This is a genomic window from Ruegeria haliotis (assembly GCF_013377785.1).
Lineage (GTDB): Bacteria > Pseudomonadota > Alphaproteobacteria > Rhodobacterales > Rhodobacteraceae > Ruegeria > Ruegeria haliotis.
Genome location: NZ_JABXWT010000003.1, coordinates 69,730 through 96,422 on the forward strand (window position 1 = coordinate 69,730; position 26,693 = coordinate 96,422).

Here is a 26,693-nt window from a genome sequence, read left to right on the forward strand (position 1 = left end):
TATTGTGGCGCCATGATGATGCAGCCCCTGTCGATCACCCTGAATTCACCTGAAGAAACCGCAGGTTTTGCGATCCGCCTTGGCGCCAGCATCGGCCCCGGCGACGTACTGTTACTTGAAGGCGCAATCGGCAGCGGAAAAACGCATTTCGCACGCAGCCTGATCCAGTCGCTGATGGCGGCACCCGAAGATGTCCCCTCGCCCACCTTTACACTGGTGCAGGCCTATGACACGCATGCGGGCGAAATCTGGCATTGCGACCTGTACCGCCTCAGCGCCGTGGAAGAGATCGAAGAGCTGGGCCTGATCGATGCGTTTGACACCGCCATGTGCCTTGTGGAATGGCCCGACAAGCTTGGTCCACTGACCCCGGCCACAGCATTGACTTTGAACTTTCAAACCGACCCGGATGAGATGGACGCCCGCCGTCTGACTCTATCCTGGTCAGACCCCAAATGGGCACCGAAACTGGAGAACGCTGCATGACCAACCGGACAGTGCTGGCCGAGGCCCTTATTGCACAAACGCCCTGGGCCGGCGCCACCCGTGCGCCTTTGGCCGGGGATGCCTCGAACCGCCGCTATGAGCGCCTGACCGACCCAATCAGCGGCCGTACTGCCGTTTTGATGGACGCGCCGCCCGAGAAAGGCGAAGATGTAGAGCCGTTTGTGCGCATTTCGGAATATCTGCGCGAGGTCGGCCTGAGCGCGCCCGAGATTTACGCCGAAGATGCGCAATACGGGTTTTTGCTGCTCGAAGATCTGGGCGACGATCTTTTTTCCCGCGTTCTAAAGCGCGATCCATCGCAAGAACGTCAGCTGTACGAGGCCGCAACCGATGTGCTGATCCATCTGCACGACGCCCCGTCTTTGTCGTTATCGTCGTACGATCCAGCGTTGATGACCGAACTGGCCGCGCTGTCTCTTACCAAATACGCGCATGGCATTCTTGGGCATCACGACACGGATGCATTGGGTCGTTTTGAGAGCCGCTTCTCTGACATTCTGCACCGCGAGACATCTGGCACAAAGGTGGTGATTCAAAGGGATTACCACGCCGAAAACCTTATCTGGCTACCCGACCGACAAGGCGTTCAGCGCGTCGGATTGCTCGATTTCCAAAGCGCGATGTTGGGCCATCCGGCCTATGATCTGGTTTCGCTGCTACAGGATGTACGCCGCTCGGTCCCGGCGGGGATCGAGATGCGGATGATCAACCGCTATATCGCCGCCTCGGGCATGGATGATCACGATTTCCGAACCGCCTATAGCGTTCTGGGCGCACAACGAAACCTGCGCATCCTTGGCGTTTTTGCGCGGCTGGCAACCGAGTATGGCAAGCCACATTACGTCGACCTGATCCCTGTCACCTGGGCGCATCTGATGCGCGATCTGGAACATCCCGCTTTGGTTTCTGTGGCTGATGTGCTGCGCGAAGCGCTACCGAAGCCAACGCCTGAAAACCTTGCGAAATTGGGGGCCTCATGACCCAGCCACCCCAAGCCATCATGTTGTTTGCGGCAGGGTTTGGCACCCGAATGGGACCTCTAACCAAAAACCAGCCCAAACCTCTGATCAAAGTCGCTGGCAAACCCTTGATTGACCACGCGCTGCAACATGTGAACGATCTAAGCCCCCGGCGTGTTGTCGCAAATCTGCACTATCATGCCGATCAGCTTGAATCGCATCTGGTACCTAAGGGCGTCCTGCTCTCTATGGAAAAGCCGGAGATCCTTGAAACCGGCGGAGGGCTGCGCGCCGCCCTACCCTTATTGGACACAGATCCGGTTTTCACAATGAATGCCGATGCGATCTGGGCGGGCCCCAACCCGCTGACGCTGTTGCAAAACAGTTGGGATCCACAGCGAATGGATGCGCTATTGATGTGTGTCCCAATTGGCCAGACAATCGGCCATGCTGGCCCGGGTGATTTCACTGCTGATGACGACGGGCGGATCACGCGAGGACCCGGGCTTGTGTACGGGGGGGTTCAGATTCTTAAAACCGATGGGCTGCAGGAGTTCCCGCAAAAGGCATTTTCGCTGAACCTACTGTGGAACCGGATGCACGATCAGCGTCGCCTGTTCGCTCTGGAATATCCCGGGCGCTGGTGCGATGTCGGGCGACCCGAAGGGATCGCACTGGCCGAGGCTCTGCTGGCGGATGTTTGACCCTGGAACCCTGCCCCGCGTCTTTGCTGTTCCACCCGGCACAGATTTTCCAAAGGCATTGGTGGACGGTCTGCGACGGCGCAGCTCGGGCCCACCCGAAGCGTTGGCGCGCGTACAGTTGGTGGTCAACACCCGACGGATGGCCAGACGTGTACGGCACCTGTTCGATCAGGGCCCACCCTGTCTGCTGCCGCGACTGTCTCTGGTAACCGATCTGGCGGAAAGCGTCGATCTGGCGCAGATACCTCCGGCCATTCCATCCTTGCGTCGTCGGTTGGAGCTGACACAGCTGATTTCCAAGCTGCTGGAACAACAGCCAGACCTGGCCGCGCGGTCATCGTTGTTCGACCTGTCTGACAGTCTCGCCGCCCTGATTGACGAGATGCAGGGTGAAGGTGTCTCACCCGATGCGATCCGACAGTTGGATGTCAGCGACATGTCCGGCCATTGGGCGCGCGCGCAGGCCTTCATAGGGATCGCGGATCACTTTACCGACTCGGGCGCCGAGGCCATGGATGCGCAGGCTCGGCAAAGGCGCGTAGTAGAAAACCTGATTACCCGCTGGCAAGTCGCTCCGCCGCAACATCCCGTTATTCTCGCCGGATCGACCGGCTCGCGCGGCACCACACTAATGTTGATGCGGGCGGTCGCGCAGCTGCCGCAAGGGGCACTGGTGTTGCCGGGTTACGATTTTGATCAGCCCGATGATGTCTGGAACGGGCTGGATGATGCCCTGACGTCTGAGGATCATCCGCAATACCGGTTCCGCAAGTTGATGCGAGAACTGGACCTCTCGCCAGATCAAATCGTGCCATGGACCGATGATCAGGCCCCTTCCCCTGCGCGTAACCGTTTGGTTTCATTGGCCTTGCGTCCAGCCCCAATAACCGACGCATGGATGACCGAAGGCCCGCTCCTTACCGATCTGGGGGACGCCACCAAAGATCTGACGCTGGTCGAGGCGCAATCGCCCCGTGCCGAAGCGTTGGCCATTGCGCTGCGTTTGCGGCAAGCTGCTGAAACAGGCCAGACCGCTGCCCTGATCACGCCTGACCGGATGTTGACACGGCAGGTCAGTGCCGCGCTGGATCGCTGGAACATAATGCCAGACGATAGTGCCGGCCTGCCGCTGCAGCTGTCTCTTCCGGGTCGCTTTCTGCGTCATGTCGCTGCGCTATTCGCGCGCCGTCTGGATGGTGAGGCGCTATTGACGCTGCTCAAGCATCCGCTGTGTCATGATGGTGGCGAACGCGGTGAGCATTTGCTTCATACCCGCGATCTGGAACTGGATCTGCGCCGCCATGGGCCTCCGTTCCCTGACCAAGACACTCTGACCGCTTTTGCCATCCGCAAAGATGTGCCCGAGGCTTGGGTCAACTGGGTGATCACCCATTTTTGCGACCAACAGATCACCGGTGAACGACCGCTGACCGAATGGGTGGAGCGTTTGCGCCATCTGTCCGAGGCGCTTTCTGCCGGTGGCTCTGATGAGGCCGGAACGCTCTGGGACAAGAACGCAGGTCAAAAGGCGCAGGCCGTTCTGGCGTCTTTACAGGACGAAGCACTGCATGGTGGGCCAATGACTGCGCATGATTTTGCGGACCTTCTGGGTGCGCTGTTGGCAGGTGAAGAGGTTCGGGATCGGGACGCACCGCATCCTCATATCATGATCTGGGGCACGCTAGAGGCCCGCGTTCAAGGGGCTGATCTGCTGATCCTCGGCGGGCTGAACGAAGGCAGCTGGCCCGAAGCGCCCACGCCAGATCCGTGGCTGAACCGCCGAATGCGGGACAATGCTGGTCTTTTGCTGCCCGAACGCCGGATCGGACTGTCCGCACATGACTTTCAGCAAGCCATCGGTGCGCCCGAAGTGTGGCTGACCCGTGCGACCCGCTCGGACGATGCCGAAACCGTGCCTTCACGCTGGTTGAACCGCCTGACGAACCTGCTGCATGGGTTGCCGGGGCAGGGTGGCCGCGATGCACTGTCCGATATGCGCGCCCGTGGCCAGCAATGGCTGAGCTGGTCGGAAACCCTTGAGCATGCCCCCCGGTTAGAGCCCGCACATCGACCCTCACCGCGACCACCAGTTGCGGCCCGTCCACGTCGTTTGACAGTTACTGAAATCAAGCGGCTGATCCGGGACCCCTATGCCATCTACGCCAAACATGTGCTGCGACTGAAGCCCCTCGACCCGATGGTGCAGGCACCGGATGCTTTGCTACGCGGGATCGTCATTCACGAGATTCTCGAACATTTCATCAAGGATAGCGTGCTGGACAGCGCCTTGCTGACCCGCGAGAATTTCCTGAAACGCGCCCACAGCTTGCTGGAGGATCATGTCGCTTGGCCCACTGCGCGCAAACTATGGCTGGCGCGCTTGGAACGGATCGCGGATGATTTTCTGAACGCCGAAATCACACGGCGTGGCGACGGTGGTCCCGTGGCCTTTGAGGCCGCAATGAAACTGGTACTGACCCCGTTGGATTTTACAATCGCAGGACGCGCCGACCGGATCGATCGGAACAGCTGGGGATCGCTCCGCATCATCGACTACAAGACTGGTGCGCCGCCTACGGAAAGCCAGCAGGCCAAATTCGACAAACAGCTGCTGATCGAAGCCGCAATCGCCGAGCAGGGTGGTATTGACGGGCTCGATCCCATGACGGTGGCCGAGGCTGTCTTTATCGGCATGGGCGGGACCTACAAAGAGGTTGCTGCGCCGCTGGTCAAAGAGCCTACGGACAAAGTTCTCGCCGAGCTAAAAGAGCTGATTTCCTCTTATTTAGAGCCTGATCAAGGCTTTTCATCCCGCCGCATGTTGCACAAGGATACCGATTTCAGCGATTACGATCATCTGGCGCGATTTGGGGAATGGGATCGCACCGCAGAAACCCTTCCCGAGGATCTCACATGAGCCCGCGCAATGACGCCACCGAACGGCAGGTGCAGGCCGCACGCCCCGACGCCTCAACCTGGCTGGCGGCCAATGCCGGGTCAGGTAAAACACGGGTATTGACCGACCGCGTGGCGCGCTTGTTGTTGGGCGGCGTGCAACCACAGCACATCCTGTGCCTGACTTACACCAAGGCCGCCGCAAGCGAGATGCAGAACAGGTTGTTCAAGCGCCTTGGTGAGTGGGCAATGCTGGGTGATGGCAATCTTTTAACCCAACTCACCGAACTGGGCGTGTTGGGCGAGATTGACACATCGCGGCTTGCGCAGGCGCGTACATTGTTTGCCCGCGCCATCGAAACGCCGGGCGGGTTGAAAATCCAGACGATCCACTCGTTCTGCGCCTCGCTGTTGCGCCGCTTCCCGCTAGAGGCGGGTGTCAGCCCACAATTTGCCGAAATGGAAGATCGCGCGGCGGCCCTGTTGCGCGAGGAAATCATCGAGGATTTTGCCGACGGTGCTCAGGCTGGATTGATCGAGGATGTCACCAGATTTGTCACCGATACGGGTTTTGACAAATTGACGGCGGCAGTAACGCAAAAGCGGAGCTTGTTTTTGCAGCCCCTGCAGTGGGCTGATCTTTTGCACCGGTTCGGCCTGCCTGATGGGTTTGATCAGGACGCCTTGCGAAGCCAGGTCTTTCTGGGTGGCGAAGTCGAACTTGTTCAATCCATGCTGCCGGCCTTGACCGAAAGCGGCGGCAACAACGCCAAGGCCGCTGCAAAGCTTACCCGGTTTACCGCGGCTGGGCTGGACCATCTGCCTTTGCTCGAGAATGTCCTGCTAACCGGGAAATCGGCGAAAGAGCCGTTCACCGCAAAGATCAACAGCTTTCCCACCAAAGTCCTGCGCGAAGCGGCGCTGGCAGATCAGATGCCGCAGCTTGAAGCCTTTATGCTGCGGGTTGAGGCGGCGCGTGAAAGGCGGCTAGCGCTGGTCGCTGCACAAAAAACCCTTGTCCTGCACCGTTTCGCAGCCGCCTTCCTGCCGGAATATGAGCGGCGCAAACAGCTGCGCGGCTGGTTGGATTTCGACGATCTGATCCTGCGGGCGCGACAAGTTCTAAACGATCCTGCGGTTGCCGAATGGGTACTGTACCGCCTGGATGGCGGCATCGATCATATTCTGGTCGATGAGGCGCAGGACACCAGCCCGGATCAATGGGACGTTGTTGAAAAGCTGGCGCAGGAATTCACCAGCGGCGAGGGGGCTCGGTCTGGCGTCGAGCGTACGATCTTTGTAGTCGGCGACAAAAAACAGTCGATCTATTCCTTTCAGGGCGCCGACCCGCAGGCCTTTGATCGGATGCAGGCTGAGTTCGGACAAAAACTGGCGGAATCAGGCTCTAAACTGTGGGATTCGACGCTTGAATACTCGTTCCGATCCTCAAGCGCGATCCTGTCTCTGGTTGATATTCTGTTTGAAAACCGTGCGGATGCCGGGTTTCACAAAGAAGCACAGCACCGCGCCTTCAAGGCCGATTTGCCGGGCAGGGTGGACCTGTGGCCCGTCGTGGAAAAGGTCGAAGACGCCGAAGATGGCGACTGGACCGACCCCGTAGACAGACCCGGTGCCCGCCACCACACCGTGATTCTGGCCGAACAGGTGGCGCAGTCGATCAAAGACATGATCAAGCGCGGCGAGACGGTTCCGGAAGATGGCGAGGCATCCGGCACCTTCGTGCGACGCAAGGTGCGGCCCGGCGACTTCCTGATCCTCGTCCAACGCCGCTCGGATCTGTTCGCGGAAATCATCCGGGCCTGCAAAGCAGAGGGTTTGCCCATCGCGGGTGCGGACCGTCTTAAGGTGGGGGCCGAACTGGCTGTCAAAGACCTCGCTGCGCTGCTGAGTTTTCTCGCGACGCCCGAAGACAGCCTGTCGCTGGCCACTGTCCTGAAATCACCCCTGTTCGGATGGTCGGAACAACAGCTATTCGATCTGGCGCACCGCCGGGCGGAAACCTTCCTGTGGGCGGCCTTGCGCAAGCGCGCAGATGGGTTCCCGGAAACACTGGCTGTGCTCAACGATTTGCGCGGTCAGATTGATTTTCTGCGCCCCTATGACCTGATCGAGCGCATCCTGACGCGCCATGATGGACGGCGTAAACTGCTGGGCCGTCTCGGGGCCGAGGCTGAGGACGGAATCAACGCCTTGCTGTCTCAGGCATTGGCCTATGAACGCACAGATATTCCCAGCCTGACCGGGTTTCTGGTCTGGATGCAGACCGACGATCTGGAAATCAAGCGCCAGATGAGCGGCGTTGGGAACATGATCCGGGTGATGACTGTGCATGGGTCCAAGGGGCTTGAATCACCTATCGTGATCCTGCCCGATACCGGAAAACGACCACCACCACGGGATGCCGAGATCATGGTCGCCGACGGCACGCCGTTGTGGAAGGTCTCTGCCGATGTTTCTCCCGGGTTGGTATCGCGGGCGCGGGATGAGGCGCGCAGCCGGGAAGAGAATGAGCGGCTGAGATTACTGTATGTGGCTCTAACACGGGCAGAAAAGTGGCTAATCGTCGCCGCAGCCGGTGATGTGGGGAAAGACGGAACCAGTTGGTATCAGATGGTCGAGGCCACGATGGAGCGGGCTGGCGCAATCCAATTGCCCGGCTCTGACATTCGCAGGCTGGCACACGGGGAATGGGACGCACTGCCGGTCGTGGATTATTCTGAAACGCCAAGCCCAATTGCCGATTTGCCCAAAGTTTTTCTCGAACCGGCGGAAAATCCGATAGATCCGGTCGAAACACTCAGCCCCTCGGATTTGGGCGGGGCCAAGGCCTTGCCGGGGGACACCGGACAAGACGAAGAGGCGGCCAAACTGCGCGGAACGCGACTGCACCTGTTACTGGAGCATCTGCCCGGATCAACGCCGGACACTTGGTCGCAGCTTTGCGCCCGGGTTCTTCCCGATATGCAAGAGGCCGAACGACTGGAGCTGTTGACCGAGGCAACCCGCGTTCTGACAGCCGATCATTTGAGGCCGGTCTTTGCCCCGGATTCCTTAGCCGAAGTCCCCGTTTCAGCAAAGCTAAACGGGCGGCGCATGCACGGGATTATCGACAGGTTGATCGTGACGGAGTCCGAGGTGCATGTGGTTGATTTCAAATCAAATGCGACAGTCCCGGACCGGGTGGAATCATACCCCGAGGGTTTGTTGCGACAGATGGGGGCATATGCACAGGCTCTGGCACAGATTTATCCGGACAAAAACATCCGGACTGCAATCCTGTGGACGCGAAAGGCCGAGTTGATGTGGCTGCCACACGATCTTGTGACGGATGCACTGGCACGCACCCAGATATCTTGACCTCGCCCACAGCGACACCTACGTTCACTCTCCAAGCGCATCCCATTCAGGAGACATAATATGTCGACCGTAGCCGTCACCGACGAAACCTTTGACGCCGAAGTCAAGAACTCGGACATCCCCGTTGTGGTGGATTTCTGGGCCGAGTGGTGCGGACCCTGCAAGCAGATCGGTCCCGCATTGGAAGAACTGGCCTCTGAATACGGCGGCAAGATCAAAATCGCCAAAGTCGATGTAGACAGCAACCCGAACGCAGCCGCAGCCATGGGCGTTCGCGGTATCCCGGCGCTGTTCATCTTCAAGGATGGTCAGGTGGTTTCGAACCGCGCGGGCGCGGCCCCCAAGGCGGCCCTGCAAAGCTGGATCGACGAATCGATCTGATCCGGTTTGAACGGTAAATCCAAAGGCGTCCTGACATGGGCGCCTTTTTTGTTTGATCTTGGGCATATCCTGCGGTCTGGCTTTATGTCGGCCTCAACGTAGCCCCCGCAAATAGGAGCAGCTATGGCGAAGACAAGAGTTCTTGTGGAATTCGGAATGGGCACGTCGCTGCGGCGTATGGACTATACCGAGGCATCCCTGCGCGCGATCAAGGATGCGCTGTGGCATAATTCGGTCAACATGGCCGAGCTGTTCGGGTTTCCGAAAGAGGCGATGATTATCGATGCTGAAATTGGCGTGCAGCAACCGGATCAGGTTGATGTCGAGACACTCAAGACCATTTTTCCCTATGGCCAGCCCAGCATTACCGTCATCCAAGGTGGCTTGGACATTGAAAAGCCGCACGGCGGGGGGCACACGGTGATTGCCAATGCAGCCCTCGTCGTCTCGTTCGATATGGAGCCCGCGCAATGAGTGAAAAACGCATCATTCTGGAAATGGGCACCGGGAACGATCTGTACGGCCAAGACTATACCAAGGCGGCACGTCGCGCCGTGCAAGACGCGCTGCACCATTCTTCGATCACTTTGTTTTCCAAGCTGGGTATCGATCACACCGAAATGCGTGTGCAGGTGACCATCGGCGTCCAGCACCCGGAAAACGTGGACTGCGATCTGGTCGCTGCCGATCTGCCAAGGGGCAGGGCCGAGGTTTGCGCGGTCAAAGGCGGGCTGGATGTTGTCGATGACGACGCGGGTACACGCCATATCGTCGCGACCGCCGCAATCGAGGCATTTCTGCCAGATCAGACCGGCAAGTACACACAGAGCTGACAAAGAAAAGCCGCTCGGAACTCCGGGCGGCTGTTCGATTTCGAAGATCCGGGTACGGGATCACATGTTTGCGATGTCTCTGCGGTTCAGCCCGATGTCTTCCAGCTGAGCGTCTGTCAGACCCGACAGAATATTGCGGGTTTTGCGAGATCCGTTCCATTCGACAACGTTGTCGAAGGCGGTGATGATTGCGTCCACTACATGCAGGATGGTAGCTGCTCCGAGCGGCGCATGAATGTTTGCGGTGGTTGCCATTTGCGCAGTCCTTATGTTTGAAACAGCCGACCCGTTGTCGGTTGTACGCCCCATGTAGTCCCGCGATCGCGGACTCACAATTGCTATGCCGGTAACCCCGAATTGCATTTTGTGCATATCTTTTGGGCAATTCCGGAACGGGTTGCGCCGGTCAAATGCCCGGCCCATATATAACGCCGGTGAGAACGGAGGCTTTGATGGCAGATAACGACTTTCCCGGATGGCATGGAACAACGATCATTGGCGTCAAAAAGGGCGGCGAGATCGTCATCGCCGGTGATGGGCAGGTCAGCCTGGGCCAGACCGTGATAAAAGGCACCGCGCGCAAGGTGCGCCGCCTGTCGCCCGGCGGGTTCGAGATTGTTGCTGGCTTTGCCGGATCAACCGCCGATGCCTTTACCCTGTTGGAACGGCTTGAAGCCAAGCTTGAAGCGACACCGGGCCAACTGGCGCGCGCCTCGGTCGAGCTGGCCAAGGACTGGCGCACCGACAAGTACCTGCAAAAGCTTGAGGCGATGCTGATCGTCACCGACGGCAAAGACCTGTTCGTGATCACCGGGGCAGGGGATGTGCTGGAGCCCGAGCATAACGTAGCGGCCATCGGGTCGGGCGGCAATTTCGCTTTGGCGGCCGCACGCGCGATGATGGACAGCAATAAATCGGCCGAGGACGTGGCCCGCGAATCCATGGCCATCGCTGCCGATATCTGCGTTTACACCAACGGTAAGCTGACGGTTGAGAAGATCGGCGGCTAATCCGGCTGCTTACCTATTCGGCGGCCATTTTGATCCCAGAATCCTTCCCGACCGGGCACCAAGATTGGGACCCGGCAGGTTTATCTGCCGAGAAGACCCTGGCCGACCCATGAATTGTCCAGACCGTGCGCCAAGGTTTGGGCCGACAGACCCAAGTGGATTAAAAGCGCGACCCATGAATTGCCCAGATCGCGCGCCAAGATTTGGGCCGGCAGACTCAAGTGGATCAAAAGCGCGACCCATGAATTGCCCAGACCGCGCGCCAAGATTTGGGCCGACAGACTCAAGCGGATCAAAAGCGCGACCCATAAATTGGCCGGATTGGGAACCAGGCGGTCTCCTCGGCCCCAAAACTGTACTCGAACTTTCGTGTGCTGCCCGCTTGTTGACGACGTGACCGCCTAGATCAGAGGAATCAGCCAGAAACGGCGGCTGCGGCGTCTCTTGCTGCGCGGGCAATGGGCCCGTGGCCAACAACCCAATCAATAGTGCCGCACCCGTCATCCTGAGGAATTGGATAACCTTCATCTTTCCAGCTCTCAATCGTGGTCAATATCCGTCTAAGCCAATAGAGCTGAGATTTCCTTGGATTTCCAGCGCCGATGCATGCCGATCAGCCCCAGTATCGCCGCGACAATCACGATGTAATAGGGCACCCGGATGTCGATGCTCATCAATCCGCCGCCGATCAGGGACATGACCCCACCGGCAAGGCAGAAGACTGCCGTGGTGACGCCCATGACCCAGCCCTGATCCGTTTCGCTGACACTGGATGAAAACAATCCCAGAAGGGTCGGGTAGGCGACGCCAAACAGGAAGTAGAACAGGAAAATCGGGATGTAACTCAGAACCCCACTGGGGCTGAACGCGAATGCAAACCCGCAGATGACCATCGTGACCAATGATGCGTAGATGATCGAATGCTTGCTGAACCGCTGTTGCGCGGGCTTCACCAGAAACGTGCTGGAAAAGGCCAGCGCGAACCCGATGGTCACCATCGCCATACTACCGCCAATCACACCATAGCCAAACGCACTGGTCAGAAAATTATCGACAAACACATAGAACGTGACATTGGCGATCATGAACAGCGCATAGACCGGCAGAATCTTCAGAACCATCGGATGCTCGCGCACGGCAATCAGGCTATCCGAGATATCACGGGGGCGAAAGACAAACGGCGCGCGCTCGGTCCTGGTGTCCTTGAAAAAGAACAGCACCAGGAAGATGGCGATCAACACCAGAACAAACGCGCCATAGAACGGCGTTTTCAGCGTTGCCGCACTTCCCAAAAGGGCGGCATCCGACAGAACTGCTCCAATGATCGGACCGCCAACAAGGCCAAAGCTGACACCGGTGATGATATAGCCCATGTTACGGTCCCTATCCGCCGCATCGGTACTGCCATCAATCATGGCCGCCTGGGCGATGGGCTGATTTCCGGCGGTAAATCCGGTGATGGACCGGCCAAGGATCAACAGCAAAAGGCTGTTTAGGTACAGCGCCACAATGGTCAGCGCATAACCCATCAGGGCTCCTGCAAGGCAAACCAGCAGCGCATTCTTGCGCCCGATCGAATCTGAAACTTTGGCGACGTAAACCACACCCAGAAACCAGGACAGAAAAAAGCAGCCGATCACCAGACCGTAGTACAAATGCCTGCTGCCCATCGAGGTACTCTCGGGCAGAAACCCGGATTTCGTCTCCATGATGAGCGAGTTGATGATGGGAAAGACCAGCCCCTGTCCGATCAGATCCACGAATACCACGAATAACAGGGTGATCTTTGCAATCTTCGTCATAAAACACGTCCCCGGTTCAAGTTTTCCAAGGAGTGTAGCAGACAGGTGCTGCGTCACCTAACGGCGCATCAGGGGCCGGATAGCCCGGCCCCCGCTTTCACGATCCGGCGCGGCTTATTTGTTCAGCGCGGCAACGCCCAGCGGCACGCCCGCGACGTCACACCAGATATAGACTTCATTGTATTTTGAAACGTCCAGAGTGGGCGGCACAGCATAGGATTGCTTGCCGGTCAGGTGCAGCAGCGCGCCCAATTTGGTGTCAGGATCATAAGTGCCGTCCTTGCCCAGCGCCACACGCGGGTCCGGGCCACCATCCAGCGAGAAGTCGTCGCCCAGTTCGATAATGTAGCGGTCACCATCCTTGACCAGTTTGACACTTCCGCTGGTGACATGATTCGAGCGGCCCTCGAAATGTCCCTTGTGGCCACCAGCCACGGCCACACTGGCGCTTGCCAGCGTCAGTGCCGCACCCGTGGCAGCCGCAGTCAGAAAGAGCGAGCGACGAGTCATCATGATGTGTTTCTCCGTTTAATGTGTGCAGGCAGAGTTGCCCGTCGCGCCGTTTATGACGCAGGCCCGGAACAGATAGCGATTCACATCATCACGAATTTTCGTGTGCGTTCCGTGTATTGCCGTGATCTTTTTGTGATCGGCTTGTGTTTTTGCGCCTTATGATTAGGTTCCGATGCGAAACAAACGGATAGAACACACATGACCGACCTGACCCCGCGCGAGATTGTCTCGGAACTGGACCGCTTCATCATCGGCCAGAAGGACGCAAAGCGTGCGGTGGCCGTGGCGCTGCGCAACCGCTGGCGGCGCAAGCAACTCTCGGATGACATCCGCGACGAGGTTTATCCGAAGAACATTCTGATGATCGGGCCCACCGGCGTCGGCAAGACCGAGATCAGCCGCCGTCTGGCAAAACTGGCCCGTGCACCGTTCATCAAGGTCGAAGCAACCAAATTCACCGAGGTCGGTTATGTCGGTCGCGACGTGGAACAGATCGTGCGCGATCTGGCCGACGCAGCCATCCTGCAAACCCGCGAATTCATGCGCGAAGATGTAAAAGCCAAGGCGTATCAAGCCGCCGAGGATCGTGTGATTGAAGCGATTGCAGGCGAGGATGCCCGCGACGCGACGCGTGAAATGTTTCGCAAGAAACTCAAAGCCGGAGAATTGGACGATACGGTGATCGAGCTTGACCTCGCCGACAGTTCGAACCCGATGCCGATGTTCGATGTTCCCGGCCAACCCGGCAGCCAGATGGGGATGATGAATCTGGGCGACATTTTTGGCAAAGCCTTCAGTGGGCGCACGGTCAAACGGCGCATGACCGTCTTGGAAAGCTATGACACCCTGATCGGGGAAGAGGCCGACAAACTGCTGGATGACGAAACCGTCAACCGCACCGCGCTGGAATCGGTGGAACAGAACGGCATCGTGTTTCTGGACGAGATCGACAAGGTCTGCGCCCGGTCCGACGCCCGTGGCGCCGATGTCAGCCGCGAAGGCGTGCAACGCGATCTGCTGCCCCTGATCGAAGGCACAACGGTGTCCACCAAGCATGGCCCGGTAAAGACTGACCATATCCTGTTCATCGCGTCAGGCGCGTTTCATATTGCAAAACCTTCGGACCTGCTGCCGGAACTTCAGGGTCGGCTGCCGATCCGGGTTGAATTGCGGGCGCTGACCGAACAGGATTTCGTGCGCATCCTGACCGAAACCGACAACGCCCTGACCCGCCAGTACACCGCCTTGATGGGCACCGAAGAAGTGACCGTCGGCTTTACGGATGACGGCATCGCTGCGCTGGCGCGTATCGCTGCGGACGTGAACCAAAGCATCGAGAATATCGGCGCGCGCCGGCTTTATACGGTGATGGAGCGGGTATTCGAGGATCTGTCCTTTGCCGCTCCGGACAAGGCCGGAACTGAGATTACCGTTGATGCGCAATTCGTCAGCGACAATCTGGGCGAACTGACCAAATCATCGGATCTGAGCCGTTACGTTTTGTAACCTGACCGGCTGGATTCTGCCGCCTGTTTCAACAAGCGACACCCTCTTGTCTCTGGACGTCGGGACAGAAATCGATAGCGTAGCCCCAGACATCCAGAGGTCTGAGTGTGCTGCGCTATCTATTCATCTTGCTGACGGCCGTTTCTTTAAGTGCTTGCGTGGACCGCTCGGTTTCCGAGACGGTGCCAGACGCGCTGCGCGTCGGCACACCGGAAACCGTCTTTGCCGCGACATCCCGCGCCCGAGAGGCTGACGGGTCCTATGGGTATCGCCGTGCCGAAACGCTGCGGTTTCTCGAGATGACGGTATCAATTCCGCCAGGCCGCACGCCGGGAACCCTGAAATTCTCGTATGCGAACCCGAACCCCGCCAAACAGTTCGTTCTGGCCGATGTTACCGAGTTCTCGGGGCCGCAGGATTTGGGAGGTCGGCTGCGGGGCGTCGAAGATGTCACCGTATTTGTCCACGGATACAACGCGACGCAGACAGAAACGGCGTTCCGGGCAGCACAACTGGCCCATGACATCGGGATTCCCGGATCGATCCTGATATATTCCTGGCCCAGTCAGGCGCGCGGGGCGGGTTACGCTTACGATCTGGACAGCATGCTGTTTGCCCGTGACGGGTTGGAACGGACCGTTCGCGAGCTGAAATCCATGGGCGTAAAGCACGTAAACATTGTGGCGCATTCCATGGGGGGCGCCCTGACGATGGAGATGATGCGCCAGGCTGAGCTACGTCAACCGGGCTGGTCACGTAAAAACATCGAAGGCGTCATTCTGATTTCACCCGATCTGGATGTGGATTTGTTTCGCACGCAGATGAACAGCATCAAAAATCCACCGGACCCGTTTGTCGTGATGGTGTCGCAGAAGGACAAGGTCCTGAATATCTCTGCCCGGTTGCGCGGCACCGCCGACAGTAAACGTCTGGGCAATATCGACTCGGTCGAACAGCTGGCGGATTACCCGATCAGCGTCATAGATACGACGGCCTTCAACAGTGACGCAGGTTCGTCGCATTTCGTGGCAGCAACCTCACCTGCGCTGTTGTCCATCCTCAGCTCTGTTCGACGCGTCAACCGCACGTTCGGGCGAGATCGGCCCGGGATCGACGGACTGGTTCCGCCAAGCGAACGAAGCCCTGATGGCGCCACGGAAATCGTGTTGACCGAGACAGGACAGGCACAGGTCAGCGCTCCGTGACGCAGTTCAATCTGCGTCAGTACCTGTATCAGAACGCGACCTGGCTGGGCGCTGGTGTGTTGCTGACCTTTTTGTCCAGCTTTGGTCAGACTTTTTTCATCTCGATCTTCGCGGGTGAAATCCGCTCGGAATTTGGGCTGAGCCATGGGGCTTGGGGCGGGCTGTATACGTTGGGCACAACCGTATCTGCCATCGTGATGATCTGGGCAGGCGGATTGACCGACATCTTTCGCGTACGTGTTCTGGGACTGGTCGTGCTGGCAGGTCTGGCACTGGCAGCACTGGCCATGGCGCTGAATACCTGGGTAATCCTGCTGCCAGTGGCAATCTTGTTGTTGCGTCTGTTCGGTCAGGGCATGAGTACACATCTTGCCATGGTCGCCATGGCCCGCTGGTTTACCGCCACGCGCGGTAAGGCCCTTTCGATCGCCTCGGTAGGGTTTGCCATCGGCGAAGCATTGCTGCCCCTGATCTTTGTGTCCGCAATGGTGTTTTTGGATTGGCGCTGGTTGTGGGGCGTCGCGGCAGGCATCACGATACTCGGGATACCCATTCTGACGCGATTGCTGCGTCAGGAACGGACACCGCAAAGCCTGAGCAGCGCGTATTCCTCTACGGGTATGCGCGGCCACCACTGGACCCGACGCGAGGCGCTATGTGATCCGCTTTTCTGGTTCATGGCGCCCGCGGTGCTTGGACCATCCGCATTCATCACAGCCTTCTTCTTTCATCAGGTCCACTTCGCCGAGGTCAAGGGCTGGCAGCATATCCAGCTGGTGACCCTATTTCCGATTTATACCGGGGTTTCGCTGCTTTCGATGTTCGCGGCGGGTTGGGCCTTGGATAGATGGGGCACAGCACGCATAATGCCCTACTACCAACTTCCCATGGCGATTGGCTTTGCCGTCCTGGCAACGTCCACATCAATCGGTGGCGCCATGACAGGGTTGATTTTCTTAGGTCTGACCGTTGGAGCAAACAGCACATTGCCCAGCGCATTCTGGGCCGAGTTTTACGGCACGAGGCATATTGGTGCGATCAAGGCGATGGCCACGGCTGTCATAGTGTTGGGCTCCGCAATTGGCCCCGGCCTGACCGGCGTCTTGATCGATCAGGGTATCTCACTGAGTACCCAGTTCCTATGGGTCGGAGGATTCTTCATTTTAGTTTGCATATTGGCCCGGATCGGCACTTCCCGGGCCGTTCGCACCCTCTAACGAGTGCGCCGCAAATAGACGTAATACGCACCATCTCCACCGTGGCTGATATGGGCGGGTGTCACCTGCATAACAGCTTGCGCCAATGGCGGTAACGACAGCCACTGCGGCACTTGATTGCGCAGAACCCCACGCGGGGTAGGGATCGGGCCGTATTCATCACGATCCTTGCCTTTGCCGGTGATCACCAGAACCAACCGCTTGCCTTGCGCCTGAGCGGTCAGGACAAACCGGACAAGCGCGGGATGCGCCGTATCGACCCGCATCCCGTGCAGATCAAGCTTGCCCTCGGGCCTGAGCTTACCGCGCTTCATGCGCCCAAATGCCTTGGTGTCCATCTGAACCGGAGTCGCCCGCAACGTTTCAGTCACTGAGGGTTTCAAATTGTTACTGGACGGTTGGGCCCGGTGGGCCTGTCCCAGCTCAAAAGCCTCGAACCGGGGCTTGGGGTGCTTTTTGGGCGTGGGTTTGGGCAGGGATGTAGGGTGCACTGTCTGCGGGATGTCCGGGTGCATCCGTTCGGCCTGTTTGGCCACTTTGCGCCACAGATCGATTTCGTCCGTCGTCAGTTTGCGTCGGGTCATCAGAACTCATCCGGCAACAGCGCGTAGGCACGCTGGATCGGCAGCAACACGATCATTCGACCCGGATCCTTCAGCCGACCTGCAGCTTGCCCAGCCTTATCGCCAGTGCCGAAGAAAATATCGGCCCGTTGCGCGCCCTTGATAGCCGATCCGGTATCCTGTGCGATCATCAGCCGCCGCAATGGGGTCTTGCCGTCCTTTTCCACCCAGACCGGCGCACCGAGCGGCGTATAGGCCGGGTCGGCCGCAATGCTGCGCATCGTTGTCACCGAGCGGTTCATGGCCCCCAGCGGCCCCAACTCGGGCGCCACGCGCGACACTTCGCGAAAAAACACATATGATGGATTGTGAAACAACAGCTCGGCGCCAGCTTCGGGGTTTTTGCGGACCCAGGCGCGGATCATCTGGGCGCTGACCTCATGCGCCCCCAAAACACCACTCCGAACCAGCTCGACCCCAATCGAGCGATATGGATGCCCATTTGCGCCCCCGTATCCGACGCGCAACGCTTTGCCATTCGGCAAGCGAACCCGGCCCGAGCCCTGGATTTGCAGAAAGAACAGCTCGACCGGGTCATCGACCCACGCGATTTCAAGACCACGGCCCTGCATCACGTCACCGCTCAGAATATCGCGACGGCTAAGCCATTGCCCAGCCTCGCGCGCCTCGGGCGGCATCTTGTAGATCGGATATCTGAACTGATCCGAACGGGTACGGGAGCCGTCAAGTTCCGGCTCAAAATAACCGGTGAACAAAGCATCTTTACCGTCCTCGACCAGCACGGGCCGAAAGAACAACTCAAAGAACGCACGCGCCGCATCAGGTTCATAGGTCTTTGCCGCAGCGCACAAAGCACGCCAGTCCGGATCAACCAAATCACCACAGGTGTTCAGAAAAACGGACAGGGCCGCGCCGTGATCATCATCGGCCCAGCCCTGCAGATCGTCGAACGACAGTATGGATCGCGTCGCCTCGGCTCCGGCGGCGCTGGCAGTGGTCATGACACCGACCAATAATAGCGACCGGAGCGTGGCAATCATGCGTCCGTGGCGACAAGCAGCCAATTCGGGTCGTCTTTGCCCATGACTCGGGCAAAGGTCCAGCTGTCCTTTTGGCGTTTGATGGTGTTGGGGTTGCCTTCGATGATATCGCCGCCCTTGTCCCGCACGACCGAGGTCAGCTCGCCCACGAATTTCATGGTGATCTCAGCGTGATTGGAGTCCTTGTCGAACCGGACATCGGCTAGCGTGGTTTCACGCACCCCGACGAATTCAGCCTCGATCGTCAGGCCCTGATCTTCGCGGGCAGAGACGACCGACACAAAGGTGTCAAACACCTCTTCCGACAGGAAGGGCTGGATCTCATCCAGATTACCCTTTTCAAAGCCCATCACGATCAACTCATAAGCGCCGCGGGCACCTTGAACGAATTCACCGACCGAGAAACCGGGCTCGACCCGTTTCATCGCCGCCAGAGTTTGGGCCTGTTCGCTGTCTTCGGGCACGTGGTCCGTGATGTCATGATCCGGGCCGCCTTCGATCACCTCGAAATCGCGGCGCGCGTTGTTGGCGTCGGGCTGTTGTTGCAGTGGCGGCTTTTCAAAACCTTCGCGCGTGCCCAATACACTTTTCAGGCGTATGATCAGGAAAACAGCAATGCCAAGAAGCACCAAAAGTTGGATCATGGGATTGTTCATTTCATCCTCTTTTCAGAACCGGGACTTTGTGTACGCGGCCTCATGCCACTATGTAGGTGACAGTTGGTGGCAAGTCCACAGCCCCGCCTATGGTAAAGGATAACGCAAATGTACCTGTTCTTGGCTTTTTTGTTGGTTCCGATCATCGAGATCGCCCTGTTCATTCAGGTTGGTGGTCTGATCGGTCTGTGGCCGACTCTTGCAATTGTAGTCCTGACTGCGGTTTTGGGCACTGTTCTGGTGCGGACACAAGGTCGCATGGCCTTGGGACAGTTGCAGCGTTCCTTTGCCGAACTGGGTGATCCGACCGAACCTCTGGCCCATGGTGCAATGATATTATTATCGGGCGCATTGCTGCTGACACCCGGTTTTTTCACCGATGCCATTGGTTTTGCATTATTGGTTCCGGCCATCCGGATTACAGTCTTCCGCTATCTGAAATCCAAAGTAACCGTCGCCCAGTTCCAGATGGGCCCCGGCCCCGGATTCCAGAACAGGGGCACACCGTTTGATCAGGGCGATGTGGTTGACGGAGAATTCACCGAAGTTCGTCCCCGAAAGGACCCGGAAATGCCCTCCAAATGGGTGGAAGGGCCCCACCAGCATTGAGGTGCCGCGCCCAACTTGCTAAGCAGTGGCGAATTTCAATTTTGGAGTAGATCCATGGCCGAAGAAAACGCTGCAGAAAACACTGCGGCCCAAGACGCCCCGCAGGTTCAGATGCGTGTTCTGGGGCAATTCATCCGGGACATGTCGTTTGAAAATGTAATGGCCCAAAAGGGTGTGTCCGGCGACGTGCAGCCCGAAATCGCAGTTCAGGTGAACCTGGACGCGAAAAAGCGCCCGGCAGATCATCAGTACGAAGTTTCGATCAAACTGAACCTGAAATCCAAGGCCAAAGGTCTGGAAGACATCCTGTTCCTGTGCGAGCTCGACTATTGCGGCCTGTTCCACGTCGAGGGCGTGCCCGAGGATCAGTTGCATCCGTTCCTGATGATCGAATGCCCCCGGATGCTGTTCCCGTTCCTGCGTCGCATCGTCAGCGATATTACGCGTGACGGTGGCTATCCGCCGGTGAACCTGGACAACATTGATTTCGTGTCGCTGTATCGCAACGAATTGATGCGCCGTCAGGCCGAACAGGCGCAAAAAACAGACGCCTGATGCATTCGACCCGTGCCTGAGCTGATCAGGCGCGGGTCCACAGGGCGCTTTCGCCCAGTTTTTCAACAAATTTCTGATGGGCTGCGCGTTCATCCTCGGTAATCCGGGATGGCAATGGATTTGCCCGTGGCGTCGGCCGCCACTCGTCTGCGCCACCCGCCCCTGTTGAACTCGTTGCGGACAGGGCGAAATCAGGTTGCCGACCACCTGTCAGCTCCAGATACACCTCGGCCAGTATTTCAGAGTCAAGCAAAGCGCCGTGCAGAACCCGGTTCGAGTTGTCGATATTGAAGCGGCGGCACAGCGCATCCAGTGACGCGGGCGAACCCGGGAACCTTTTGCGCGCGATGGCCAGTGTATCCAGTGCCTGATCCATTGGGATCGGAGGCATCCCAAGCCAGCCCAGCTCGGCATTGAGGAATTTCATGTCGAATGACGCGTTGTGGATCACCAGTTTCGCATCGCCGACAAAGTCGCGAAACCCCTGCGCGATCTTGGCGAAGACCGGCTTGTCCTTCAATATGACCTGTCCCTTTTCGGGTGGGCGTGGTGGTTCAAGCAGATCAGGTCCAATGCCGTGAACACCAAACGCCTCTTCGGGCATGGACCGCTGAGGATTGATGTAGACATGATAGGTTTCACCCGTGGCCACATGGTTCCACAGCTCGATCGCACCGATCTCGACAATCCGGTCGCCGCTTTCGGGGTCAAAGCCTGTGGTTTCGGTATCAAGTACAATCTCACGCATCTGCCATCCCCGCCCTGATCTGCCTGACCACATCCTGCACCTGCGCGCGGGCATGGTCCAGTGTATCGGTGACGATCACAAAATCAGACCGCGCACATTTTTCGTCATTGGGCATCTGCTTGGCACGTATCTGGTCAAACTGTGCTTCGCTCATCGTTCCACGCTCCATGACGCGGCGCTTTTGTTCCTCGGCCGAGGCTGAAACACAGACCACGGCGTCCATCACCATATCCCCTCCGGTCTCAAAGAGCAGGGGAATGTCGAACACCAGAATGTCAGCGGTCGCGTTTTCGCGAAATCTGCTCCTGTCTGTCGCGACCAGCGGATGCACAATGCTCTCTATGGTTCTCAGCACTGCCGGATCATTTGAAATGATCTGTTTCAGCGCGTCGCGACTAACCGCACCCCCTACGATGGCAGATGGAAATGCTGCACCCATTGGTTTGACTGCCGCACCACCTTCAGAATAAAGCCGGTGCACCGCAGCGTCGGCATCCCAAAGCGCGCAGCCTTCGTCTGCGAACATTTGCGTCGTCGTACTTTTACCCATGCCAATCGAGCCTGTCAGGCCAAGGGCGAAACTCATGCCAAGGCCGCCGCGCGGGTTTCTGCATCCACCTCCGGACGTACGCCAAACCAGCGCTCAAAACCCGGTACTGCCTGATGCAATAGCATACCCAAACCATCGACCGTGGTGCATCCTGCGTTTTCAGCCGTTTGCAACAAATGGGTTTTCAACGGTGCATATACCAGATCAGTAACAACAGCACCCGGCTGCAACCCATCCAGCGGAACGCGCAATTCCGGTTGCCCCTGCATACCCAAAGAGGTCGTGTTGACCACCAGTTCCGCACTTTCGATCACATTTCCAGCCTGTACCCAATCCACCACGGTGATGCGCTGACCGAATTCCTCTTTCAGATGATCGGCTCGGGCGCGCGTACGGTTGGTCAGCAGAATTTCAGGCACGCCTGCCTCGGCCAGCGCTTGCAAAACAGCTCGTGCGGCACCGCCAGCACCGAACACAACGGCAGGACCATCCTTGGCATTCCAATCCGGCGCACCACTACGCAGGTTTTCCATGAAACCATATCCGTCGGTGTTATCCGCATGGATCGAGCCATCCTCGCGAAACACCAGCGTGTTTGCTGCCCCAATGACCGTCGCCCGGTCCGACACGTGATCAGCCAGACGCAACGCCGCTTCTTTATGCGGAACGGTCACGTTCGCCCCGACAAATCCAGCTTTGGGCAGCGCGCGCAGAACCGTTTCCAGATCCAATGGTGCGACGTCCATTGGAATGTAATGCCCCGGCAACGCATAGGTTTTCAGCCAATGACCATGCAGCTTGGGCGAACGGGAATGCCCGATGGGATGCCCGATCACCCCGGCCAGAGGAACCCGATAGTCCGTCATTGATCGATCACCCCTTTGACAGCCAGAAAGTTGAGCAGTTCTAACAACGGCATACCCAAAACGTTAAAATAGTCTCCGTCAATGGCAGCAAAAAGGCGCACACCTTCTTCTTCCAACTTGTAAGCCCCCACCGCGTAACGAATGCTATCCCAGTTCCGCGCTATATAGTCGCGCAGATATGCGTCCGAACTGGACCGCATCCGCAGGCGTACCTGCCCGACATGTCGCCAGATCGGTTCGCCGTCTTGATAGATCACGGCTGCCGACAACAGCATGTGCCGCTTGCCGCGCAACGCCTTGAGCTGCGCCAGCGCATCCTCGGACGTTTCTGGCTTCGATAGCAGACGGCCTTCGAAATCCAGCACCTGATCACATCCCAGAACCATGGCGCCCGGGACTTTATCACTGACCTTGCGAGCCTTCATTTCCGCCAGCGCATCCGCGATGTCGCGCGGAGACGCCTCTTCAGCCAAAAGCGCGCGTTTCATGGTATCCTCATCCACACGCGCAACCTGAACGGAAAACGGCACGCCTGCGTTTTTCAGCAACTGCGCCCGAATGGCGGATCCCGAAGCAAGGACGATGGGGACAGACATGTGGACAACCCCGTGACAAATCGTTGAGTGTTCTTGGACGCTTTGTATGGTTTTCCGATTGACACGCAAGCCTTCGATTTTCGCGCAAAACTTCCCTGAGTCGTTCAAACTCTGTCCATTTGGGACAAGGATAACTGGTGATCGATGGATAACCCACATTTCCTTAGATACCCAACGGGTTATCCCCAGAAGGTATCAAGCGTATCTTCCTTAAGTATTTGATAAATATAATATATTTATCTTACCAACAGAATCCGCTTCTAAACCATGAATTTTGTCCACCTGGGGAAAACGCTTGGGTAAAAAAGTAATCCACGGATTTTACTCACCCTACAAAACCATCTTCCTTTCTCTTTTCTTATTTTTTTATTAGGGAGAGTTCCGAGCAATGCCCGGAGCCAAAATGACCGATCTTCTTTTCACGCTGTACCCGTGGGTGAAGTCTTTGCACATCATGGCTGTAATCTCATGGATGGCTGGGTTGTTCTATTTGCCCCGTCTGTTCGTCTATCATGTCGAAAAAGCGCAAGCGGTCGACGGAGCACAAGAGATCTTCTTTGAAATGGAAGACAAGCTGCTGCGCGTGATCATGCGCCCTGCGATGATCGTGGCCTGGGTCTGCGGGCTGATCATGGTCTTTACGCCCGGCATCGTCGGTTGGGACTGGAGCTGGCCCTGGGTCAAAGGTGCTGCTGTGATTGGCATGACCTGGTTCCATCACTGGCTGATGGCCCGGCGGAAGGATTTCGCAGAAGGGCGCAACACGCTCACAGGGCGCCAGTACCGCATGATGAATGAGGTTCCGACCATTTTGATGGTGGTAATCGTTCTGGCGGTTATTTTGAAATTCTGAGGCCTGTTTGACTCCGATCGCGTGGAGGCTTATGAAGGGCGAAACGCGCCCGTCCGGGTACCGTATCTTCCAAATTGAAATTCCAGTCCGTGCCGTACCTCATACGGCCAAGGTTCGTATAATCATGACAGCTGAAACCCTGAATCTGGCCGACCTCAAGGCCCAAAGCCCCAAAGACCTTCTGGCCATGGCCGAAGAGCTGGAGATCGAAAACGCCTCGACCATGCGTAAAGGCGAAATGATGTTCCAGATTCTGCGCGAACGTGCAGATGAAGGCTGGACTGTCAGTGGCGATGGGGTGCTGGAAGTACTGCAAGACGGTTTTGGCTTTCTGCGCTCGCCCGAGGCGAACTATCTGCCGGGTCCGGACGATATTTATGTGTCCCCCGAGATGATCCGTCAGCACTCACTGCGCACAGGGGATACCGTTGATGGTGAGATCAAGGCCCCCGATGAAAGCGAGCGGTACTTTGCCCTGACCAAAGTGACCAAGATCAACTTTGAAGACCCGGAAAAAGCCAAGCACAAGATCGCCTTTGACAACCTGACACCGCTATACCCCGATGAACGTCTGAAGATGGAGGTCGAAGACCCCACCATCAAAGATAAATCGGCACGCGTGATCGATCTGGTTTCGCCAATTGGTAAAGGCCAGCGATCCCTGATCGTGGCGCCGCCGCGGACCGGTAAAACGGTGATCCTGCAAAACATTGCGAACTCGATCGAAAAGAACCACCCCGAGTGCTATCTGATCGTCCTGCTGATCGATGAACGCCCGGAAGAGGTGACCGACATGCAGCGCTCGGTTAAGGGTGAGGTTGTGTCCTCGACCTTCGACGAACCGGCGACGCGCCACGTGGCTGTATCCGAAATGGTTATCGAAAAAGCCAAGCGTTTGGTCGAGCATAAAAGAGATGTTGTTATTCTTCTCGATTCAATCACAAGACTTGGTAGAGCCTTTAACACTGTCGTTCCTTCATCAGGTAAAGTTCTGACCGGTGGTGTGGATGCCAACGCGCTGCAACGGCCCAAGCGTTTCTTTGGTGCTGCGCGAAATATCGAAGAGGGCGGCTCGCTGACCATCATCGCCACCGCGCTAATCGATACTGGCAGCCGGATGGACGAGGTGATCTTCGAAGAATTCAAAGGCACAGGTAACTCGGAAATTGTTCTGGATCGCAAGATCGCTGACAAGCGCGTGTTCCCGGCCATCGACATCCTCAAGTCCGGTACACGGAAAGAGGAGCTGCTGGTCGACAAGGGCGATCTGGCCAAAACCTTCGTTCTGCGCCGCATCCTCAACCCAATGGGCACAACCGACGCGATCGAGTTCCTGCTATCCAAGTTGAAGCAGACCAAGACGAACGGTGAGTTCTTCGACTCGATGAATACCTGACACTGGTCTTACACCGACGCGAGGCCTTCGAATGGATACGATATTCGCCTTGGCCAGTGCGCAAGGCAAAGCAGGAGTGGCGGTCATCCGCCTGTCCGGCCCGTTGGCGCATTCTGCCGCCGAAGGCCTGACAGGAGGAGAATTGCCACCCCGTGGAATGATCCTGCGAACCCTGCGTGACCGGGATGGCTCTCGGTTGGATGATGGGTTGGTCCTGACGTTCCAGGCGCCAGCGAGCTTTACCGGCGAAGACGTGGCAGAATTACAGATTCACGGCAGTACCGCCTCGGTGAATGCGGTGTTGATGTGCCTGTCGGACACCGACGGTTTGCGTATTGCGGAACCCGGCGAGTTCACGCGCCGGGCTTTGGAAAACGGCAAGATGGATTTGACTCAGGTTGAAGGCCTGGCGGATCTGATTGACGCGGAAACCGAAGCGCAGCGTAAACAGGCGCAGACCATTCTGGCAGGGGAGTTGGGCGCGCTGGCCGAACGTTGGCGGCGTGATCTTATCCGGGCAGCATCCTTGCTGGAAGCTGTGATCGATTTTGCGGATGAAGACGTTCCGACAGATGTGACCCCTGAGGTTCAGCAGCTGGTGACCGCAGTCATGGGTGATCTCCGACGCGAAGCAGACGCCGTCAAAATTGCGGAACGGATTCGAACCGGGTTCGAGGTAGCCATTATTGGCCTGCCCAATGCCGGAAAGTCGACGTTGCTGAATGCGTTGGCCGGGCGTGACGCAGCGATTACCTCGGAATATGCCGGAACCACGCGGGATGTGATCGAAGTTCGGATGGATCTGTCTGGCCTGCCAGTAACCTTGTTGGACACGGCTGGCTTGAGAGAGACTGAGGATTTCGTCGAGAACCTAGGAATTGAACTGGCCCGCAAACGGGCAGAAGCAGCGGACCTGCGTGTGTTTCTAGCGGATACACCCGGTGAATTAGGTGTTACGATGCAAGACGGGGATATTCAGGTTTTTCCGAAAGCTGACCTTCGAGCTGAGTCAGAAGGTGGAATTTCCGGTAAGACTGGCCAGGGAATAGATACATTGATATCCCAGATATCGTGTGCCCTTGGTAATCGGTCCACAAGTTATGGTATTGCGACCCGAGAACGCCACCGCGTTGCGATTAACAAAGCCGCAGAAGCACTTGGTCAGGCAATAACGGTTCTGGAATCAGGTCCGGAATTGTATGATATAGCTGCAGAAGAACTAAGAACGGCAATCCGAGCGCTTGAATCTCTGGTTGGTAGAATAGATGTAGAAAACCTGTTGGACGAGATTTTCTCCAGCTTCTGTCTCGGTAAGTAAGGAGTGTTTCAC

General features: G+C 57.6%; 27 protein-coding genes. 17 read left to right on the plus strand and 10 right to left on the minus strand.

Annotated elements, in window-relative coordinates:
* Window positions 1-15: 15 nt before the first annotated feature.
* The 8 genes from tsaE (at window position 16) to HW561_RS08895 (ending at window position 9,657) form a co-directional block, all read left to right on the plus strand.
* Window positions 16-486 (plus strand): tRNA (adenosine(37)-N6)-threonylcarbamoyltransferase complex ATPase subunit type 1 TsaE, encoded by a 471-nt coding sequence (gene tsaE / locus HW561_RS08860; protein WP_176864453.1) that lies wholly within the window; start codon window positions 16-18, stop codon window positions 484-486.
* Window positions 483-1,487, plus strand: coding sequence for an aminoglycoside phosphotransferase family protein (locus HW561_RS08865; RefSeq protein ID WP_176863812.1), 1,005 nt, complete (start codon window positions 483-485; stop codon window positions 1,485-1,487). The genes tsaE and HW561_RS08865 overlap by 4 nt, the downstream gene beginning before the upstream one ends.
* A complete protein-coding gene (locus HW561_RS08870) occupies window positions 1,484-2,170 on the plus strand; it encodes a nucleotidyltransferase family protein (RefSeq protein WP_176863814.1) in 687 nt (228 codons plus the stop codon). The genes HW561_RS08865 and HW561_RS08870 overlap by 4 nt, the downstream gene beginning before the upstream one ends.
* On the plus strand, window positions 2,163-5,087 hold the full coding sequence (gene addB / locus HW561_RS08875) for a double-strand break repair protein AddB (RefSeq protein ID WP_176863816.1): 2,925 nt from the start codon (window positions 2,163-2,165) through the stop codon (window positions 5,085-5,087). Before HW561_RS08870 ends, addB begins: the two co-directional genes overlap by 8 nt.
* On the plus strand, window positions 5,084-8,443 hold the full coding sequence (gene addA, locus HW561_RS08880) for a double-strand break repair helicase AddA (protein WP_176863818.1): 3,360 nt from the start codon (window positions 5,084-5,086) through the stop codon (window positions 8,441-8,443). The genes addB and addA overlap by 4 nt, the downstream gene beginning before the upstream one ends.
* Before the next feature lie 60 nt (window positions 8,444-8,503).
* Entirely contained in the window at window positions 8,504-8,824 is a 321-nt protein-coding gene (trxA, locus tag HW561_RS08885; RefSeq protein WP_176863821.1) for a thioredoxin, read from the plus strand.
* 123 nt (window positions 8,825-8,947) lie between these two features.
* A complete protein-coding gene (locus HW561_RS08890; protein WP_176863822.1) occupies window positions 8,948-9,298 on the plus strand; it encodes a Lin0512 family protein in 351 nt (116 codons plus the stop codon).
* Window positions 9,295-9,657 carry a Lin0512 family protein gene (locus tag HW561_RS08895; RefSeq protein WP_176863824.1) on the plus strand — a complete coding sequence of 121 codons (363 nt, stop codon included), beginning with the start codon at window positions 9,295-9,297 and terminating at the stop codon, window positions 9,655-9,657. The genes HW561_RS08890 and HW561_RS08895 overlap by 4 nt, the downstream gene beginning before the upstream one ends.
* Window positions 9,658-9,717: 60 nt before the next feature.
* Here the strand turns inward: HW561_RS08895 and HW561_RS08900 are convergent, their stop codons facing one another.
* Window positions 9,718-9,912 (minus strand): DUF1127 domain-containing protein, encoded by a 195-nt coding sequence (locus HW561_RS08900; RefSeq protein ID WP_176863826.1) that lies wholly within the window; start codon window positions 9,910-9,912, stop codon window positions 9,718-9,720.
* A 197-nt stretch (window positions 9,913-10,109) separates the two neighbouring features.
* Between HW561_RS08900 and hslV the strand changes: the two genes are divergently transcribed.
* Window positions 10,110-10,667 carry an ATP-dependent protease subunit HslV gene (gene hslV, locus HW561_RS08905; protein ID WP_176863828.1) on the plus strand — a complete coding sequence of 186 codons (558 nt, stop codon included), beginning with the start codon at window positions 10,110-10,112 and terminating at the stop codon, window positions 10,665-10,667.
* Window positions 10,668-11,227: 560 nt separating this feature from the next.
* On the opposite strand, the gene HW561_RS08910 is transcribed toward hslV, so the two are convergent.
* The gene (locus HW561_RS08910; protein WP_176863831.1) at window positions 11,228-12,469 is read right to left on the minus strand and encodes an MFS transporter; all 1,242 of its coding nucleotides are present in this window, start codon (window positions 12,467-12,469) and stop codon (window positions 11,228-11,230) included.
* Window positions 12,470-12,583: 114 nt separating this feature from the next.
* Entirely contained in the window at window positions 12,584-12,982 is a 399-nt protein-coding gene (locus HW561_RS08915; protein WP_176863833.1) for a DM13 domain-containing protein, read from the minus strand.
* A gap of 198 nt (window positions 12,983-13,180) precedes the next feature.
* Between HW561_RS08915 and hslU the strand changes: the two genes are divergently transcribed.
* The 3 genes from hslU (at window position 13,181) to HW561_RS08930 (ending at window position 16,910) form a co-directional block, all read left to right on the plus strand.
* A complete protein-coding gene (gene hslU, locus HW561_RS08920; protein ID WP_176863836.1) occupies window positions 13,181-14,488 on the plus strand; it encodes an ATP-dependent protease ATPase subunit HslU in 1,308 nt (435 codons plus the stop codon).
* 107 nt (window positions 14,489-14,595) lie between these two features.
* A complete protein-coding gene (locus HW561_RS08925; RefSeq protein ID WP_176863838.1) occupies window positions 14,596-15,693 on the plus strand; it encodes an alpha/beta hydrolase in 1,098 nt (365 codons plus the stop codon).
* Window positions 15,690-16,910, plus strand: a complete 1,221-nt coding sequence (locus HW561_RS08930; protein WP_176863840.1) for an MFS transporter — start codon at window positions 15,690-15,692, stop codon at window positions 16,908-16,910. The genes HW561_RS08925 and HW561_RS08930 overlap by 4 nt, the downstream gene beginning before the upstream one ends.
* Here the strand turns inward: HW561_RS08930 and HW561_RS08935 are convergent.
* The 3 genes from HW561_RS08935 to HW561_RS08945 are packed head-to-tail and all read right to left on the minus strand — an operon-like array spanning window position 16,907 to window position 19,190.
* Entirely contained in the window at window positions 16,907-17,494 is a 588-nt protein-coding gene (locus tag HW561_RS08935; protein WP_176863842.1) for a Smr/MutS family protein, read from the minus strand. The genes HW561_RS08930 and HW561_RS08935 overlap by 4 nt on opposite strands.
* A complete protein-coding gene (gene mltA, locus HW561_RS08940; protein ID WP_176863844.1) occupies window positions 17,494-18,534 on the minus strand; it encodes a murein transglycosylase A in 1,041 nt (346 codons plus the stop codon). Before mltA ends, HW561_RS08935 begins: the two co-directional genes overlap by 1 nt.
* Window positions 18,531-19,190, minus strand: a complete 660-nt coding sequence (locus HW561_RS08945; RefSeq protein WP_176863846.1) for a Tim44/TimA family putative adaptor protein — start codon at window positions 19,188-19,190, stop codon at window positions 18,531-18,533. The genes mltA and HW561_RS08945 overlap by 4 nt, the downstream gene beginning before the upstream one ends.
* 108 nt (window positions 19,191-19,298) lie before the next feature.
* Here HW561_RS08945 and HW561_RS08950 point away from each other — a divergent pair, with 108 nt between their 5' ends.
* Both HW561_RS08950 and secB read left to right on the plus strand, forming a co-directional pair.
* Complete coding sequence (locus HW561_RS08950) at window positions 19,299-19,799, plus strand: FxsA family protein (RefSeq protein ID WP_176863848.1); 501 nt, start codon at window positions 19,299-19,301, stop codon at window positions 19,797-19,799.
* Between the two features lie 54 nt (window positions 19,800-19,853).
* The gene (gene secB, locus HW561_RS08955; RefSeq protein WP_176863850.1) at window positions 19,854-20,354 is read left to right on the plus strand and encodes a protein-export chaperone SecB; all 501 of its coding nucleotides are present in this window, start codon (window positions 19,854-19,856) and stop codon (window positions 20,352-20,354) included.
* 25 nt (window positions 20,355-20,379) lie between these two features.
* Here secB and dnaQ read toward each other — a convergent pair whose 3' ends face one another.
* Genes dnaQ through HW561_RS08975 form a run of 4 tightly spaced genes read right to left on the minus strand, consistent with a single transcriptional unit; the run spans window position 20,380 to window position 23,114 of the window.
* A complete protein-coding gene (gene dnaQ, locus HW561_RS08960; protein ID WP_176863852.1) occupies window positions 20,380-21,102 on the minus strand; it encodes a DNA polymerase III subunit epsilon in 723 nt (240 codons plus the stop codon).
* Complete coding sequence (gene coaE / locus HW561_RS08965) at window positions 21,095-21,688, minus strand: dephospho-CoA kinase (protein ID WP_176863854.1); 594 nt, start codon at window positions 21,686-21,688, stop codon at window positions 21,095-21,097. The genes dnaQ and coaE overlap by 8 nt, the downstream gene beginning before the upstream one ends.
* A complete protein-coding gene (locus HW561_RS08970; RefSeq protein WP_176863856.1) occupies window positions 21,685-22,518 on the minus strand; it encodes a shikimate dehydrogenase in 834 nt (277 codons plus the stop codon). The genes coaE and HW561_RS08970 overlap by 4 nt, the downstream gene beginning before the upstream one ends.
* Entirely contained in the window at window positions 22,515-23,114 is a 600-nt protein-coding gene (locus HW561_RS08975) for a Maf family protein (protein WP_176863857.1), read from the minus strand. Before HW561_RS08975 ends, HW561_RS08970 begins: the two co-directional genes overlap by 4 nt.
* A 403-nt stretch (window positions 23,115-23,517) precedes the next feature.
* Between HW561_RS08975 and HW561_RS08980 the strand changes: the two genes are divergently transcribed.
* From HW561_RS08980 to mnmE, 3 genes are all read left to right on the plus strand, one after another.
* A complete protein-coding gene (locus HW561_RS08980) occupies window positions 23,518-23,967 on the plus strand; it encodes a CopD family protein (protein WP_176863859.1) in 450 nt (149 codons plus the stop codon).
* A 124-nt stretch (window positions 23,968-24,091) separates the two neighbouring features.
* Complete coding sequence (rho, locus tag HW561_RS08985) at window positions 24,092-25,363, plus strand: transcription termination factor Rho (protein WP_176863861.1); 1,272 nt, start codon at window positions 24,092-24,094, stop codon at window positions 25,361-25,363.
* A gap of 31 nt (window positions 25,364-25,394) precedes the next feature.
* Window positions 25,395-26,681, plus strand: a complete 1,287-nt coding sequence (mnmE, locus tag HW561_RS08990) for a tRNA uridine-5-carboxymethylaminomethyl(34) synthesis GTPase MnmE (RefSeq protein ID WP_176863862.1) — start codon at window positions 25,395-25,397, stop codon at window positions 26,679-26,681.
* The last annotated feature ends 12 nt before the right edge of the window (window positions 26,682-26,693 follow it).

What these genes read in the sequence shown, in the direction of transcription:
- rho (WP_176863861.1), top strand. Translation starts at nt 24,092, where the DNA reads ATGACAGCTGAAACCCTGAATCTGGCCGACCTCAAGGCCCAAAGCCCC.
- coaE (WP_176863854.1), bottom strand. Translation starts at nt 21,688, where the DNA reads ATGAGTTTCGCCCTTGGCCTGACAGGCTCGATTGGCATGGGTAAAAGT.
- secB (WP_176863850.1), top strand. Translation starts at nt 19,854, where the DNA reads ATGGCCGAAGAAAACGCTGCAGAAAACACTGCGGCCCAAGACGCCCCG.
- dnaQ (WP_176863852.1), bottom strand. Translation starts at nt 21,102, where the DNA reads ATGCGTGAGATTGTACTTGATACCGAAACCACAGGCTTTGACCCCGAA.
- addB (WP_176863816.1), top strand. Translation starts at nt 2,163, where the DNA reads ATGTTTGACCCTGGAACCCTGCCCCGCGTCTTTGCTGTTCCACCCGGC.
- mltA (WP_176863844.1), bottom strand. Translation starts at nt 18,534, where the DNA reads ATGATTGCCACGCTCCGGTCGCTATTATTGGTCGGTGTCATGACCACT.
- HW561_RS08910 (WP_176863831.1), bottom strand. Translation starts at nt 12,469, where the DNA reads ATGACGAAGATTGCAAAGATCACCCTGTTATTCGTGGTATTCGTGGAT.
- HW561_RS08980 (WP_176863859.1), top strand. Translation starts at nt 23,518, where the DNA reads ATGACCGATCTTCTTTTCACGCTGTACCCGTGGGTGAAGTCTTTGCAC.
- HW561_RS08950 (WP_176863848.1), top strand. Translation starts at nt 19,299, where the DNA reads ATGTACCTGTTCTTGGCTTTTTTGTTGGTTCCGATCATCGAGATCGCC.
- hslU (WP_176863836.1), top strand. Translation starts at nt 13,181, where the DNA reads ATGACCGACCTGACCCCGCGCGAGATTGTCTCGGAACTGGACCGCTTC.
- HW561_RS08945 (WP_176863846.1), bottom strand. Translation starts at nt 19,190, where the DNA reads ATGAACAATCCCATGATCCAACTTTTGGTGCTTCTTGGCATTGCTGTT.
- HW561_RS08895 (WP_176863824.1), top strand. Translation starts at nt 9,295, where the DNA reads ATGAGTGAAAAACGCATCATTCTGGAAATGGGCACCGGGAACGATCTG.
- HW561_RS08915 (WP_176863833.1), bottom strand. Translation starts at nt 12,982, where the DNA reads ATGATGACTCGTCGCTCGCTCTTTCTGACTGCGGCTGCCACGGGTGCG.
- HW561_RS08870 (WP_176863814.1), top strand. Translation starts at nt 1,484, where the DNA reads ATGACCCAGCCACCCCAAGCCATCATGTTGTTTGCGGCAGGGTTTGGC.
- HW561_RS08970 (WP_176863856.1), bottom strand. Translation starts at nt 22,518, where the DNA reads ATGACGGACTATCGGGTTCCTCTGGCCGGGGTGATCGGGCATCCCATC.
- tsaE (WP_176864453.1), top strand. Translation starts at nt 16, where the DNA reads ATGATGCAGCCCCTGTCGATCACCCTGAATTCACCTGAAGAAACCGCA.
- trxA (WP_176863821.1), top strand. Translation starts at nt 8,504, where the DNA reads ATGTCGACCGTAGCCGTCACCGACGAAACCTTTGACGCCGAAGTCAAG.
- HW561_RS08975 (WP_176863857.1), bottom strand. Translation starts at nt 23,114, where the DNA reads ATGTCTGTCCCCATCGTCCTTGCTTCGGGATCCGCCATTCGGGCGCAG.
- addA (WP_176863818.1), top strand. Translation starts at nt 5,084, where the DNA reads ATGAGCCCGCGCAATGACGCCACCGAACGGCAGGTGCAGGCCGCACGC.
- hslV (WP_176863828.1), top strand. Translation starts at nt 10,110, where the DNA reads ATGGCAGATAACGACTTTCCCGGATGGCATGGAACAACGATCATTGGC.
- HW561_RS08890 (WP_176863822.1), top strand. Translation starts at nt 8,948, where the DNA reads ATGGCGAAGACAAGAGTTCTTGTGGAATTCGGAATGGGCACGTCGCTG.
- HW561_RS08865 (WP_176863812.1), top strand. Translation starts at nt 483, where the DNA reads ATGACCAACCGGACAGTGCTGGCCGAGGCCCTTATTGCACAAACGCCC.
- HW561_RS08935 (WP_176863842.1), bottom strand. Translation starts at nt 17,494, where the DNA reads ATGACCCGACGCAAACTGACGACGGACGAAATCGATCTGTGGCGCAAA.
- mnmE (WP_176863862.1), top strand. Translation starts at nt 25,395, where the DNA reads ATGGATACGATATTCGCCTTGGCCAGTGCGCAAGGCAAAGCAGGAGTG.
- HW561_RS08900 (WP_176863826.1), bottom strand. Translation starts at nt 9,912, where the DNA reads ATGGCAACCACCGCAAACATTCATGCGCCGCTCGGAGCAGCTACCATC.